The 13,943-nt window shown below is 32.6% G+C and carries 16 protein-coding genes; 5 read left to right on the top strand and 11 right to left on the bottom strand.

The window, feature by feature from the left end:
* Positions 1-129 precede the first annotated feature (129 nt).
* The 6 genes from QE429_RS01580 to QE429_RS01555 form a co-directional block, all read right to left on the bottom strand.
* Positions 130-1,629: a malate:quinone oxidoreductase gene (locus tag QE429_RS01580; RefSeq protein ID WP_307283204.1), complete on the bottom strand. Its 1,500-nt coding sequence runs from the start codon at positions 1,627-1,629 to the stop codon at positions 130-132.
* Positions 1,630-1,917: 288 nt separating this feature from the next.
* The gene (locus QE429_RS01575; RefSeq protein WP_307283201.1) at positions 1,918-2,946 is read right to left on the bottom strand and encodes an acyltransferase; all 1,029 of its coding nucleotides are present in this window, start codon (positions 2,944-2,946) and stop codon (positions 1,918-1,920) included.
* Between the two features lie 238 nt (positions 2,947-3,184).
* A complete protein-coding gene (locus QE429_RS01570; protein ID WP_307283197.1) occupies positions 3,185-3,403 on the bottom strand; it encodes a hypothetical protein in 219 nt (72 codons plus the stop codon).
* Between the two features lie 5 nt (positions 3,404-3,408).
* Entirely contained in the window at positions 3,409-4,116 is a 708-nt protein-coding gene (locus QE429_RS01565) for an ABC transporter permease (protein WP_307283194.1), read from the bottom strand.
* Positions 4,116-4,844 carry an ABC transporter ATP-binding protein gene (locus tag QE429_RS01560; protein ID WP_307283192.1) on the bottom strand — a complete coding sequence of 243 codons (729 nt, stop codon included), beginning with the start codon at positions 4,842-4,844 and terminating at the stop codon, positions 4,116-4,118. The genes QE429_RS01565 and QE429_RS01560 overlap by 1 nt, the downstream gene beginning before the upstream one ends.
* 80 nt (positions 4,845-4,924) lie before the next feature.
* Positions 4,925-5,569, bottom strand: a complete 645-nt coding sequence (locus QE429_RS01555; RefSeq protein WP_307283189.1) for a TetR/AcrR family transcriptional regulator — start codon at positions 5,567-5,569, stop codon at positions 4,925-4,927.
* 133 nt (positions 5,570-5,702) lie between these two features.
* On the opposite strand from QE429_RS01555, the gene QE429_RS01550 reads away from it, so the two are divergent.
* Entirely contained in the window at positions 5,703-5,963 is a 261-nt protein-coding gene (locus QE429_RS01550) for a hypothetical protein (protein WP_307283187.1), read from the top strand.
* A 284-nt stretch (positions 5,964-6,247) separates the two neighbouring features.
* Here QE429_RS01550 and QE429_RS01545 read toward each other — a convergent pair whose 3' ends face one another.
* A complete protein-coding gene (locus QE429_RS01545) occupies positions 6,248-7,489 on the bottom strand; it encodes an AAA family ATPase (protein ID WP_307283184.1) in 1,242 nt (413 codons plus the stop codon).
* A 513-nt stretch (positions 7,490-8,002) separates the two neighbouring features.
* Positions 8,003-8,566, bottom strand: a complete 564-nt coding sequence (locus QE429_RS01540; RefSeq protein ID WP_307283182.1) for a recombinase family protein — start codon at positions 8,564-8,566, stop codon at positions 8,003-8,005.
* 218 nt (positions 8,567-8,784) lie between these two features.
* Between QE429_RS01540 and QE429_RS01535 the strand changes: the two genes are divergently transcribed.
* The gene (locus QE429_RS01535) at positions 8,785-9,615 is read left to right on the top strand and encodes a TetR family transcriptional regulator (protein ID WP_307283180.1); all 831 of its coding nucleotides are present in this window, start codon (positions 8,785-8,787) and stop codon (positions 9,613-9,615) included.
* A gap of 317 nt (positions 9,616-9,932) precedes the next feature.
* Here the strand turns inward: QE429_RS01535 and QE429_RS01530 are convergent, their stop codons facing one another.
* Together QE429_RS01530 and QE429_RS01525 are read right to left on the bottom strand one after the other, a co-directional pair.
* Positions 9,933-10,844, bottom strand: coding sequence for a phage/plasmid replication domain-containing protein (locus QE429_RS01530; protein ID WP_307283177.1), 912 nt, complete (start codon positions 10,842-10,844; stop codon positions 9,933-9,935).
* Positions 10,845-10,956: 112 nt separating this feature from the next.
* Positions 10,957-11,097: a hypothetical protein gene (locus QE429_RS01525; protein ID WP_307283174.1), complete on the bottom strand. Its 141-nt coding sequence runs from the start codon at positions 11,095-11,097 to the stop codon at positions 10,957-10,959.
* Positions 11,098-11,232: 135 nt separating this feature from the next.
* On the opposite strand from QE429_RS01525, the gene QE429_RS01520 reads away from it, so the two are divergent.
* Genes QE429_RS01520 through QE429_RS01510 form a run of 3 tightly spaced genes read left to right on the top strand, consistent with a single transcriptional unit; the run spans position 11,233 to position 13,408 of the window.
* The gene (locus QE429_RS01520; RefSeq protein WP_307283171.1) at positions 11,233-11,850 is read left to right on the top strand and encodes a helix-turn-helix domain-containing protein; all 618 of its coding nucleotides are present in this window, start codon (positions 11,233-11,235) and stop codon (positions 11,848-11,850) included.
* Between the two features lie 2 nt (positions 11,851-11,852).
* Positions 11,853-12,266, top strand: coding sequence for a recombinase family protein (locus QE429_RS01515; RefSeq protein WP_307283168.1), 414 nt, complete (start codon positions 11,853-11,855; stop codon positions 12,264-12,266).
* A gap of 2 nt (positions 12,267-12,268) precedes the next feature.
* Positions 12,269-13,408, top strand: coding sequence for a recombinase family protein (locus QE429_RS01510; RefSeq protein WP_307283163.1), 1,140 nt, complete (start codon positions 12,269-12,271; stop codon positions 13,406-13,408).
* Here QE429_RS01510 and rlmH read toward each other — a convergent pair.
* Positions 13,380-13,859, bottom strand: coding sequence for a 23S rRNA (pseudouridine(1915)-N(3))-methyltransferase RlmH (gene rlmH, locus QE429_RS01505; protein WP_307283160.1), 480 nt, complete (start codon positions 13,857-13,859; stop codon positions 13,380-13,382). The genes QE429_RS01510 and rlmH overlap by 29 nt on opposite strands.
* Between the last annotated feature and the right edge of the window lie 84 nt (positions 13,860-13,943).

Genomic DNA, 13,943 nt, shown 5'->3' with positions numbered 1-13,943 from the left:
CGCCTTGGTCAGCCCCGAGGGGCTAGGCGCTGGAGCTGGACAATTCTCGAAGTCGAATTTAATACTTTCTTTCACTTCAAACAAAGAGGATGACTCAAATTTGAGTCATCCTTTTTATTTATCAAAATATTAACTATGAACCAATTCCCGATCGCCGAGTTCAAGTGTCTTAGCTGTGGAAGTATTAATTTTTTGGAAAAGCTCTGGATTTTCTACTAGTGACATACCATAGGATGGGATCATTTCCACTATTTTCGATTCCCATTCTTCAAAGTGTTGCGGGAAGCATTTTTCTAATACCTCGAGCATAACGTGTACAGCAGTTGAAGCACCAGGTGAGGCTCCTAACAAGGCTGCTACCGAGCCATCCGCCGCACTAACTACTTCCGTACCAAATTGCAGGGTTCCCATGCCAGCCTCAGTATCTTTGATCACCTGTACGCGTTGACCAGCTACAACAATATCCCAATCCTCACTTTTCGCATTAGGGATAAACTCTCTTAATTCTTCCATCCGCTTTTCGTTTGATAACAATACTTGCTGAATCAAGTACTTCGTCAACGCCATTTCCTTAACGCCTGCAGCTAACATGGTGAAAAGGTTATTTGGCTTAACAGAACCAATCAAATCCATATTTGAACCTGTTTTTAAGAACTTTGGTGAGAAACCGGCAAACGGCCCAAACAGCAAGGTTTTTTTGTTATCAATGAATCTAGTATCAAGATGTGGAACAGACATTGGTGGAGCGCCAACCTTAGCTTTACCGTACACTTTTGCATGATGCTGCGCCGCTACCTCTGGATTGTTACATACCATAAATAGTCCACTTACTGGAAAACCACCGATATGTTTTGATTCAGGAATACCAGTTTTTTGTAATAATGGCAAACTTCCGCCTCCACCACCGATAAAAACAAATTTTGCGGAGTGGCGTTCAATGTTACCTGTAGCCATATTCCACACCTTGAGTTCCCATAAACCATCGCTGGTACGTTTGATATCATCCACTTGATGGTTGTATTTGATTTCAACATTTTGTTTCTTTAAGTGGTCAAACAACATGCGTGTTAATGCACCGAAGTTTACATCCGTTCCTGAATCAATTTTTGTGGCAGCTATTGGTTCATTTGAAGTACGGCCTTCCATAATAAGCGGAATCCATTCCTTCAGTTTTTTAGGGTCATCTGAATATTCCATTCCTTGGAATAATGGATTGTTAGAAAGCGCTTTAAATCTGTTTTTCAAAAAGGAAACGTTCTTTTCACCTTGCACGAAACTCATATGTGGAATCGGCATAATAAAGTCCTGCGGATTACGAATTTGATTGCTGTTTACAAGATAAGACCAGAACTGTCTTGAAAGTTGAAACTGTTCGTTAATTTTTACCGCTTTGCTAATGTCTATAGAGCCGTCCGGCTTTTCGCTTGTGTAGTTAAGCTCGCACAGTGCAGCGTGGCCAGTACCCGCATTATTCCATTCGTTAGAGCTTTCTTCTCCAGCGCTTTCGAGCTTTTCAAATACTTTGATTTCCCAATCAGGAGCTAACTCCTTCAATAAGGATCCCAAAGTCGCGCTCATGATACCTGCACCAATTAAGATTACGTCTGTCTTTGTCTGTATGTTGCTCATAGTAGGAACACACCTTCTCTGTCTCATTTATAATCATTTATAACTTTATTATAATACTTATCTGATAATTATAAACTATTTAAAGCTTGTAAAAAAGGGAAAGAATAGAAGTTTATAGTGACAAGAATAGCAATCGATAGAATACACCCGAAAAAATTTAAAAAAATGCTGAAAACACCAGTCGAAATGGTCAAAGATTCACATTGAACATAATCATCTGGTGTTTAAATAATAATCCAAAACTTAACAAAAATTAGTGTGCATATCGTTCTTATAAATTAAAGATACTTAAGGTACCAATTTTTTCACAATTGGAATACGTTGTAAAACTATTGTAATTAACGCACTTAGCACAAAAGTAATTATAATATTTATTGGAATAACCAATACTTGGTGGAAATTAGCATTAACTTGTGGGAATACCTTCCATAAATAATTATTCATTAACCAATAATGAAGAATATAAATTCCTAAACTAGCTTTATTTATCGGTGAAAATATTATTGGTAGAGATAGCTTATTAAAGTTATATCGAAATAATATAAACAAGCCGGCTGAGATAAGGAATACAGATGGTGAAAAGTACCCATACCAATACTGGCTAAGTTTTCCGCCATTTACTAGTGTGTAATGGTAAGTTAAAAAGAATAATGAAAGAATACCAATACCTAATCCAAAATATGAAAGTCTTCTCCAAAACTTTTTGATTTCAAAATAACTAAGGTAATACCCGAGTAGGAAATAACCAACATAACCAGTTACATATTCTAGTTCCAAAGAAAATTTCATCCCAAACAAAAAGTTGGATAATCCTGTAATTACTGATGCATATAACCACAGGATTAAAAAGTATTCTATATGATGCTTTTGAGCATGCTTTACAAACACCTTTAATAGAGGGGTAATTAGATATAATCCAATTATCATATAAAAAAACCAAAAGTGATAGGTTATACCATTATTTATAAAAGCTTTTATAGCACTCTTAATTGATAATGGGAAATAACCCTTATATGCTCCGTAAACATAAAATAAAACACTCCATCCCACAAAAGGAATTATTACCTTACTCGCACGTTTCATTAAAAAGTCCCAATACGACATTTCTCGTTGATCTTTCAATAACAGAGCACCACTAATCATAACAAATCCTGGGACAGCCCAACGCGAAATAGTTTCAAAAAAATTCCCTATAAACCAAGTCGTTTCCCCGTCTGGTTGTAGCGTTCCTACATAACCAGCAGCACATACATGAATAATAACCACACAAATTGTCGCGCACACCCGTAGCCAATCCAAATATAATAGTCTATTCATTTATTTATACTCTCCTAACTTTGAATAACTCCATAAAAAGTGAAAACTAAAATTAACTATTATAAATTTAAAATTCGATAGCAAAGATTGTATATATTAACCATCGGGATTATATCATAAACCGAATCAATTTCATAATCGAAATGCTACTAGAACTCTTTTTATATAGTCAAAAAAACCGCATCTATTTATGATACGGTTCACCATGACAAGTCTAAATGAGTTTTCACCAAACCTGTTAGTATTTCATTTGCATCACAGCACTGAGGATGGAGAATATGCCTATTCCTATACAAATCAAGCAGACAGTTCTTGCCTTCTTTTTGGATAATTTAAGGAAATATATTGAAAATCCTAATAAAATCAATAAAATACCTATTATTATACTTGACTGATAAAATAGCGGGGCAAGGTTTTCAAGAGTATTATCTATTGAATTTTCAATTTTTTGTTCCATGTTTGTTATACCTCCATGCAGTTAATCGTTCTTGTCATTATGTTGATGACAAGAACACTGATCAATACAAGAATTATTGTAAAAATCACCATTGGACTATCCGTAGATATAGACCCTGCCACGATGTTACTTAATAGAGAGCAAAGCAAGACTGCGGATATAATAGTGGTAGGTATAGATTTTTTTATAAAGCCGATTGCCATAGAGATAATTCCAACACTAACAGCTGAAATAGACATAAAAAATGTGGTTTTGGCAGCCCTTTTTATAATTTCAAAAGTGATGTTTCCGTCTACCACAGGGGAAATGGATTCACTAATACCAAAAATAATAAATATGATTATACTTGAGGTGATCATTGCAGTTGCCACAAACAGTGAAACCAAAGATATTTTTGCCAGAAAGACCTTGCTTCTACTGATAGGGTAAGAGAATAGCAGAACGGTGCGTTTCCCTGCATATTCTTCAATTACTATTTTAGAAAACATTACTGATGATAATAAGCTGAAAGCAAACATAGAAATCGTGTTAAATAATGGAATGATATTTCCATATCCTGCAAACATTTTCATGTCTGGGTCTTTGGGCTCAATCTTTGGAGCATAGGCAAATAGATATATTATTCCTAACATACAAAATCCAACGATAGAGGCTGAAATAATGTATGTACGAATATTGTTCTTTTTCAATTCAAGTTGCAATAGGTTAATCATTATTTCATTCCTCCATTTACTATACTAAAAAAATATCCTTCTAAGCCATCTGCAATATCCCTTTCGATATTGGATAACTCTACTTCTTTAATAATGCTTCCTTCTTCTATAATTCCTATAACATCTGAGATTTGTTCGATTTCATTTAATATATGACTGGAAACAAGTATAGTTATATCATGTTTTTTTACAAGTTCTTGAAAGAGCTCCCTCATTTCTCGTATTCCCACTGGATCCAGCCCGTTAATCGGTTCATCCAAAATTAAAAGTTTTGGATGATGGATGATTGCTCTTGCTATCCCAAGACGCTGACGCATACCTAGAGAAAATTGAGCAACAGGTTGATTACCTATATCATGTAACCCAACGATTTCTAATGTTTTTTGAATATCTGTATTTTGAATACCCATATAGGAAAGATGAATTTCTAAATTTTCAATAGCGGATAAATGTTCATAAAAAATGGGAGTTTCGATCATGCTTCCCACATCCCTTAGAATATTATTTTTACCAACTCGAATATCCTTGCCGAAAATCTCTATGTGTCCGGCAGTGGGATGAAGTAATCCTAATAGCAGTTTAAAAATTGTTGTCTTTCCAGCTCCATTTACACCCAGTAGTCCATAAACGCTTCCTTTTGAAACGGTCATGTTACAATTTCTTATGACTTCTTTTTGATTGAATGTCTTTACTAATCCAGATATTTTTACAGCAAATTCATAATCCACGTCATATTCCTCCTAAAGTGTTTTACATACATATATATGTATGTATATATGTAAAAGTAAACTGCCCAATGGCAGTCCACTTAGATATTTAAAATAGATCTATGAAATAATTCAAGGGTATCAAGTATCTGGTCATCAATCACTGGAAGTCCGATACTATTAAATAATTCTTGTAAATGTTTTGCCTTTAATAGATATTCTTCCGTATCCACTGAAAAGATTATAGGACTTAGCCATATATTGGTCAGCAGCATAAATGTTTCAGATGTCTGCTTAGGATATTGAACAGAAATAGACCCATCTATTACCCCTTCTTCGATAAAGGCGAGAATGTCGGGGCCCCCATACTTCACACAATCCTGTAATTGTTTGGCAATCAATTTGGGATTGTTTAGGATCGTTGGTATCGTTTTAACGGCTTCTAATTGGCCAATATTTTCAAAAGACATTAAAAATGCCATTCTCAACTTTTCTAGTCCGTTTAAACCAGAGAAGTTTTTAGCCTTTTTGAATGGGTCGTTTTCAGTTGCCAGTTGACTGAGAACAGCGTCTATTATATCGTCTTTAGACTTAAAATGATGGTAAAATGCGCCTCTGGTTAAATCACCCAATTCATCTACAATATCTTGAATGGTAGTTTCTTCCCATCCCTTTTCCATAAACAACTTCGTTGCTGTATCTAAAATTCTCTTTTCTGTTATTTCTGGATATTTATTTCTTGGCAAGATGCTACCCTCCATACATACATTTATATGTATGTATAATATCTCTTATTTAAGGAAGTGTAAAGTATTTCCTGCAGGAAATTTTAAGGGTAATATTTACTGAGTATTATGAACCTTAGTTGGATGCTTCACCTTGTCCAAAGAGGATATTTTCAGTAAGATTGAACAACTCGAGCAAGAAATCATGGAGAAAAAGAAAAAGCTAACTCAATTAAGAAAATCCGTTCCCGAACTGAAAGCTGAAAACTATCTATTTATCACATCTGATAGACAAGAAGTAAGTATGCAGGATTTTCAGGATAAAGATGAACTCATCGTTACACATAATATGGGGAGGAGCTGTCCTACTGCACGATGTGGACTGACGGTTTTAACGGAATTTACGAACATTTAATCCAGAAGGCACCCTTTGTCCGATCCTATCCTCTCCTGCTGCTCCTGAAGAACAAGAAGACTTGCAGCGTCGAGATGAACTTGAGAGGAGCTTTGAGAACGAAACGAAATTTTCTGTGGGAGGAAATCAACTTTTAAAAACCTCTTTACTTATGATACGGTTCACCGTACTCCATCGAATAACATAGTTAATTTCGAACAGAAAGTTTTTATTTCTATATAAGTAAAAAGACCACTTATTTCATTGAGTGGTCTTTTACTCAGCCTACATTATCATTTATCTAATTATTCATCACTTTCTTCTTCTTCAACTTCTTCTAAAACAGCTACATTTTTAATATATGTTTTTAGAAGTTGGTCTTTTATCTTATATAAACCTCTATCTATTTTGATTATTAAATCTGATTTTAATAAGTTACTGAGATTAGTGCTATAGTGTTTTGGATGGTCAACGCCTAGTTTTTCATTTATATAAGATATCGGAACTACGTCACCCTCGTAAGTTGCCATTATTTTTAAAATTTGAGGAGTTCTTCCCCAGCCAGCTCCTTTAAGCTTATCATTTAATTCAGCTTTCTTTATATACTTTACAACATTACTTAAACCACTTTCGAAATCTTTAATATCGATATGTGAATCCGTGTCTTCATCAAACATACTTTCTCCCACTACATGAATTGGAGCAGGAAATCCGTCTGATATTTTTGATACTTCATCTAACACATCATTATCTACTGTTGTATCAACCTCATTTAATGCACTTACCACAATATCCTTTCTTTTATCATCTTCCAATAACGGAATTTCAATTTCATGAAAGGCTCTTCTAATAGATGAGTGTTGATTTTCCATTGTACCCATTGCTCCGTTTATTCCTACAAGTATAATACTCACATTATTTGCACCATCGTCAATTAACTTTTCTGTTAATGCTTTAAAGAAGGAACCAAAATTTATTTTATCAACGACCCTGTCTAATTCGTCAATTATTATCAAAATACCTGAATGGCTATGTGAGGTCTTATCGGAAATTCTTTTTAAAAGGTTTGAAAATTTATTAATAATATCTGGTGATATATGTTCTGCTTCACTCTCTGCCTTTAAAATAGTCTTTACAATACCGAAATTAAACTCAACGTCAATATTGAAAGCTTTGTCCTTAAAACTAGGTAACATTAATAATTTATTTTTTAAGTTTTGAATAATTGAATCCACAATTTCCTCTAAGGTATTTGTTTCCAGACAGATATGTTTTCCTACTAAAAACCTAAAATCTACATCAGCACTCTCTATACCGATCTTATCCATTAGAGTAGTGTCACCATTAGCAATTAATTCAATTTGTTTCACATAAGAACTTTTTCCTATTCCTCTTTCACCACTTACAAAAACGTGCTTTGGCTTGCCAAATTGTGTTTGATATAAAGAGTTCACCATATAAAATATTTCTTTTTCTCTACCTGCAAAAATCCTAGGATTATCTAATGGTAGATTAGTAAATGGGTTTCTTTTTAATTTAAATACCATTGTTAATCACCTCTTTTTATTATCATTTTATCCCAATTTTCAGCTAATATACAGCTTTTTCTAGGTCAAACCGATAAATTCCTCTTTATTTCAGGTAATACATTATTATATTCACTATACTCAGGTATTGTTAGCTTAATCCCACCTTTTGTAGCCGATTATATTTTATTTGATTTTCTGCAAATCACTTTAAGTATTTAGGTACTCTCAGCTAATACCAGCTAATCATTAACTTATTCAGCTAATTATGTATTTGGTTTTTCTGCTAATCATCTAAAGTGTTTAGGTCATCTCAGCTTTTTACCAGCTAGCCATTAACTTATTCAGCTAGTTAGGTATTTGATTTTCTGCTAATCATCTGAAGTATTCAGGTCATCTCAGTTTTTTGCCAGCTAACTATTAACTTACTCAGCTAATTTTAGGTTTAATTTATTTGTTTTTAGCATTTATTCAATGTATTCAGGTTATGTTAGCTCCTTAATAAAATTACTATCTAAAAAAGGAAGCACCTTCTTAGGTAATTGGTGTTTTCCTTTTCTTTATTTCTCTATACAAAGTAGCTTTTGAAACATCTGTCATATCCTCTATTTCACTTACTGTGTATTGCTTTGTGTCATATAATTTTAAAGCCTTTTCAACCTGTCTGTTATCCTTCTTAGGTCTACCACCATTTCTTCCTCTTGCTCTAGCACTCTCAAGACCTGCTCTAGTTCGTTCTGAGATTAAATCTCGTTCCATTTCAGCTAATACAGCCAACATTTTAAACATTGCCTTTCCTACTGCTGTAGTTGTGTCTATGCTATCCCTTATACTTACTAGTTCAATTCCTTGTTCTTGAAGTTCTTCTGATAACTCAATTAACCTCTTTGTAGAACGTCCAAGTCGATCGAGTTTATAAACAACTAATACATCACCTTTTCTTGCATAGGAGATTAATTTTTGAAGCTCAGGTCTATCATCTTTCATACCACTCATTTTTTCGTGATAAATCTTTTCACATCCTGCTTTCTCTAATGCGTCTAATTGTAGGTCCAATGACTGTTCTAGAGTGCTTACTCTTGCATATCCAATTTTCATTTATGTATCACCGTCCAATATCATTTGTTATTTATATTGTATCAAAAACGTTATATAAAGTAAATAAAGATACATAGTTTTTGATACGACTTTTAATACTTAAAACTAGCTATTTTACCATGTTTGCTTTGTCTTTTTGAGTTGTCTCATAAACATTCGTTTTTGATACACTAATCTGTTGTATAATATTTACATATGATTCTTTTGGAGATGATTTCATGGACATTATTGAAACCATTTTGTACTCAAAACCATCAAGTAATAACAATGTTGAATTAATTGATTGTGATTGGAGCGACAACTATGGATTATTATTGATATTAGAAAAGAACAGAAAATTTATAGTAAAAATAGGTGGCACTCAATTAAGTCTTAATAATATTAATATCACTTGTGATTTTCCGTTAATTAGATGGATTGACCATAATCGTTTCCTAATTGCCGACGCACGTAATGATAGCAAAAGAGAAAATCTGTATATTTTAAATACTGAAGGTAAAATTCAAAACTCCTTTTACTGTGGAGATGGTATTGAAGATATAGTGATAAGTAAAGAAGGTATTTGGATTAGTTATTTTGACGAAGGTGTGTTTGGAAGTGGAATTTCAACTGAAGGTCTTGTACTTTTTTCCTATAATGGTACTCCAACATTTAGATACCATAGTGACTTATTAGATAGACCATATATTGTCGACTGTTACGCTATCTGTAAAGGCAAATCTCCTTCATTATGGCTTTTTCCTTATACTGATTTTCCTTTGCTTTGCGTAAATCCAGCTAAAAAAACTCTAGAATCTTACAAAGTGCCTAAAGTCTTACATGGCTCAAATGCTCTTTGTGTAAGAGGAAAATTTGGATACTTTTTTGATAGATACAATTCTAATGGTGAACTATATTGTTGGGAGATTGGCAAAAGCCGTCCTCAACTAATAGGTAAAATTAAAGGTAGCACAAGAGGATTAGATACAAGAGAATCAAATCACTTTATATCAATAGATGAGAGTAATGTAAAAGTCTATAGGATAATAAATCATAAAGAATATGAGTAAAAAAGTTGTTAATTTTTGATACATTTACTTAAACAAAAAATCCCCTTTCTTAAGAGGATTTTTTTAGTGCATTTATGTTTGGATTGTGTTTATAGTGTGGGGTTAGTAGTGCTTACATTATCTTAGCATTCTGTTTTGTTCTAAATGGTAAAAAGCACCCCTACATGATTCAGTGTTTATACGCAGAATTATGTTATTAGAGAGGAAAATCTTTATATTCATACGTGGAATATTTTTTATAGAGATTGCGTGGCTATATCACTATTTTTTTACGTTTTAGTCCATAATTTATAAAATCTTTCTTTTATTTACGTTAATTAGTCCAACGATATGTAAAGTTCGGTTTCCTCAGTGCCATTTCTTATGTACTTATTATATTCTTCTAAAAGTTCTTTTCTGTTCCTAAAAGTTCCCTCTTTGTAATAGCCTTTTTCCAGAAGTGTTTTCTCTCCAATTTTTTCAACTAACATTTTAAAAGCTAGGACTTTTTCAATATCGGCTACTTTCATTACATTTAAACCCTTGAATAAGTTTCTATCTTCTGTTTCTTTATGCTGTTTAAGTAAATCATTTATATTAAACTTTTCAATTATGTAAGTAAAAAAATCTTTGCTTATCAATTCGACTGCTATTCTTCTAGGTGAATGTTCTTTTAAATGGTAAGTAGCTGGTCTTATTTCAAGTCTTAAAATACCCTTAGCATTTTCTATAACATTTTGTGGCTCTTTCTTGTTAATACATTCTTTTTCTTTATCGTAAAAACAGATCGAGCTACTTTTATTTCTAAAAATAACTGTCTCATTATCGTTATACGTAACTTTTGTCCTTTTAGAGATAGCTTTTTTATTAATTTCGCTTATGTATGCTCTTACGTCATCAACCTTAAAATTATGTGAAATGTCCAATCGCATTACTATCCATTGCTCTTTACTAATTTTGGTATTTAAATGTTTTCTGATTAACATATCTAGCTTACTCCAAAAGTCCTCAATATCAGATTCCGTTACCATTTTAGTATTTGTACCAAAAATTAACTTTGGAATAGATAACTCTATTTTAAGTATTCTTTTTTGCAAATTATATTTATAACTGATTCGTTCTTTGGTAAAAGAAAATCTACTAATGAAAGTTCCATCATCATTATCCATGAATGTGAATGGAATAATCCCCTCTAGTTGGTTTGGATTTATTTCTATATCAAAGGCTATTAGTGTTACAGTATCAAACATTTTTCAACCTCCTTACTTTTAAGATTTTGAAGTCTTTTTTAATGTGTTACTAGAATAAACACTTAAATATGCTACCAATTAATAAAAGGTGTTAAGAATATACTACCTTTTACTATGCTGTTTTAAAGCAGTTTCCATTATCTAACCCTTTGCATTCATCAAGTAACGTATCAATAATAATTAAGGCTAGCTTATCAATAAAGAGGTTAAGGGATTCGTTTCCTTTTTCAACATTTTTCTTATCTTTTTCCATTTTCCACCCCTCCTTTCAAAAACTATTGTAGCATATATATGCTACTCTTGTCAATATATTATGCTACTTTATGTTGACTTTTCATACTACCATATGCTATAATTCAAATATCAATATTAAAAGGAGCGATAAAAATTGAGTGGTATTAGTTTTGGAAATGAACTTAAAAAAATAAGAAAATCAGCAGGTATTTCTTCTAAAGTGCTTTCTCAAAAGGTTAATAAAGCCGTTACATATGTGTCTCAACTTGAAAGAGGATTGATTAAAAAACCAGATTTTGAAACTTGTCTACAAATATTATTGGAGTTGGATTTTAAGGAAACAGAAGCTATAAGGACCCTCAATTATTTTGACATTAAATCTCCTGAGCAGGAAAAAGCTGAACTAGATTGGGTAATTAAACAGGCAGAAAGAACCTATGAAGAAGAAGAAATGAAATATAAAACAGGCTTTTACACCAATAAAATCGAGAAAATCTCTAACAAAAATCAAGAAGTTATCGATCGATTACGGGATAATCTAGATTTATTTGTGAAACATGACCTTACAAGAGCAGAAAAAGTCCTTTCTAATCTTATTTCTATCTTTGAAAATGAAGAGAATTTTGATTTCTTTTGTTCTGTGTTTGAAAATGATTTTTCTAACTTATCTTCATCAGAAAGAAACAAATTACTTTCAGTAATAACAAACTATGTTAGAAAGGCAAATACAGACAAAATAATTAATTCAGATGAATTTACTAAGGAGGAATAAAAATGAAAGTAGCATTATATGTACGAGTTTCAACAGAAGAACAAGCAGAAGAAGGCTATTCTATTAATGGGCAAATCAAGGTATTAGAGGATTACTGCAACAAGAACAACTTTCAAGTAGTAGAAATATACAAGGATGAAGGTATTAGTGGCAAATCAACCGATAGACCTGCACTTAAAGAACTGCTAAGGGATTCTGAGCATAACAAATTTGATATGGTTATGGTATGGAAAATTTCTAGATTATCTCGTAAACAACTTGACTTTCTTAATATTATTGAACATTTAAAGAAACATAATGTTAGTTTTTTTAGTTACAGTGACAACGTTGACGCTTCAACCCCTATGGGTATTGCTATGCTTCAAATGATGGGGACTTTTGCCGAGCTAGAAAGAAATACAATTTTGAAAATGTAAAAATGGGAATGACCCAAAGAGCAAAAGAGGGAAAATGGAATGGTGGAAGTGTATTAGGCTATTCTTCAAAGGATAAAAAATTAGTTATAAAGGAAATCGAAGCTAATCTTATTAAGTATATTTTCAATTTGTATATTAGAGGTAAAGGCTTCAAAACAATAGCGAACCAATTAAATCACGAAGGATACAAAACTAAACGAAACACAAATTTTTCTACTAATTCTATAAGAACTATCATCACTAATCCTTTGTACGCTGGATTCATTCGTTTTAATCAAGTTGAGAATTGGAACGACAAGAGAAGGCAAGGCAAAAGTAATAATACCATTATTGTAAAAGGCGAACATGAACCAATTATTAGTATGGAAGTATGGGAAAAAGCCCGAAAAATATTTGAACAGAAGTCACATAAACCAGCTAAAACATTTACAGGACATTTCCCCCTCACAACTCTACTACGCTGTCCAAAATGTGGTCAAGGAATGATTGGACATAAAATAAAGAAAGCTAAAAACAGCACAGAATACATACGTTATTATCAATGTGGAAATTTCCATTATAAAGGTAGTGCAGTTTGTAACTCTAATTTAATAAGGGCAGAAGTAGTAGAACAGTTTGTTTTCAATAGAATAGAGGAAATTACAACTAAGCCAACTGTACTTAAATCCATTGTTGAAAGAGTAAATGGGAAGATTAGAGATTTAAAAGAACCCATTAAAGATAGACTTAATTTTATAACCAAACAAATTAAACAAGCAGAGAAAAATATAAACAAATACCTTATTATTATTGAAAAATCATCAAACCCTCCTGAATCAATTTTGGATAGACTTACAGACCTTGATAACGAAAAGAAAGCATTATTAAAGCAAAAAGACGAATTGGAGTATGAGTTAAATAAACCTACCATTAAAGAAATTTCATTAGAGCAATTACAATATGTATTAAGCACTTTTTCAAAAGTCCTTCCTCACGTTACCCCCGAAAAACAAAAGGATTTACTTCATACAATTATTAATAAAATAAATGTTAATGAAGGAAATTCACCTACAGAAAGAAGCGTCAAAGACATTGAGTTGTACTTTGACGCTTCAAAAAATAATAACTATGTGCTTACTTGTGGTACGGTTCATTCCGATTAATTCGGAAGGCTCGATAGATCTGTTCAACTAAAATCAATCGCATCAGCTGATGAGGGAAGGTCATCCGGGAAAAGGAGAGCTGCTCGTTCGACCTTTTCAACACTTCCTCACTTAGACCTAACGAACCGCCAATTACAAAGGCAATCTTGCTTTTTCCGTACGTAGCTAATTTATCTAACGTATTTGCAAGTTCTTCCGAGGATTGCAATTTTCCTTGAATAGCTAAAGCAATTACATATGTATCTGCACTGATTTTAGCAAGAATTCTTTCTCCTTCTTTTTGCTTCACCTGAATCATTTCCAACTCACTTAATTCTTCCGGAGCTTTTTCATCTGCGACTTCTACGATATCCATTTTTGCATACGCAGACAGTCGCTTAACGTATTCCTCAATCCCAAGTTTTAAATATTTTTCTTTTAATTTACCAACCGTAATGATAGAGATATTCACAATCCACAACCCTTTTATTTTTATTACAAACAGTTTACAAACAACATATCCACAGAAGTTATCCACATATCCACATTTTTTGTC

It is taken from the genome of Bacillus sp. SORGH_AS_0510, assembly GCF_030818775.1.
Classification (GTDB): Bacteria; Bacillota; Bacilli; order Bacillales; family Cytobacillaceae; genus Neobacillus.
The sequence above is the reverse complement of the archived record's forward strand: the minus strand, read 5'-3'. Positions and strand labels throughout refer to the sequence as shown.

Bases quoted from the DNA above. Each gene is read 5' to 3' on its own strand.
- QE429_RS01525 (WP_307283174.1), bottom strand. From the start codon at position 11,097: ATGGAAAAAGATAAGAAAAATGTTGAAAAAGGAAACGAATCCCTTAAC.
- QE429_RS01545 (WP_307283184.1), bottom strand. From the start codon at position 7,489: ATGGTATTTAAATTAAAAAGAAACCCATTTACTAATCTACCATTAGAT.
- QE429_RS01530 (WP_307283177.1), bottom strand. From the start codon at position 10,844: ATGTTTGATACTGTAACACTAATAGCCTTTGATATAGAAATAAATCCA.
- QE429_RS01580 (WP_307283204.1), bottom strand. From the start codon at position 1,629: ATGAGCAACATACAGACAAAGACAGACGTAATCTTAATTGGTGCAGGT.
- QE429_RS01575 (WP_307283201.1), bottom strand. From the start codon at position 2,946: ATGAATAGACTATTATATTTGGATTGGCTACGGGTGTGCGCGACAATT.
- QE429_RS01515 (WP_307283168.1), top strand. From the start codon at position 11,853: ATGAAAGTAGCATTATATGTACGAGTTTCAACAGAAGAACAAGCAGAA.
- QE429_RS01570 (WP_307283197.1), bottom strand. From the start codon at position 3,403: ATGGAACAAAAAATTGAAAATTCAATAGATAATACTCTTGAAAACCTT.
- QE429_RS01565 (WP_307283194.1), bottom strand. From the start codon at position 4,116: ATGATTAACCTATTGCAACTTGAATTGAAAAAGAACAATATTCGTACA.
- QE429_RS01535 (WP_307283180.1), top strand. From the start codon at position 8,785: ATGGACATTATTGAAACCATTTTGTACTCAAAACCATCAAGTAATAAC.
- QE429_RS01540 (WP_307283182.1), bottom strand. From the start codon at position 8,566: ATGAAAATTGGATATGCAAGAGTAAGCACTCTAGAACAGTCATTGGAC.
- QE429_RS01510 (WP_307283163.1), top strand. From the start codon at position 12,269: ATGGGAATGACCCAAAGAGCAAAAGAGGGAAAATGGAATGGTGGAAGT.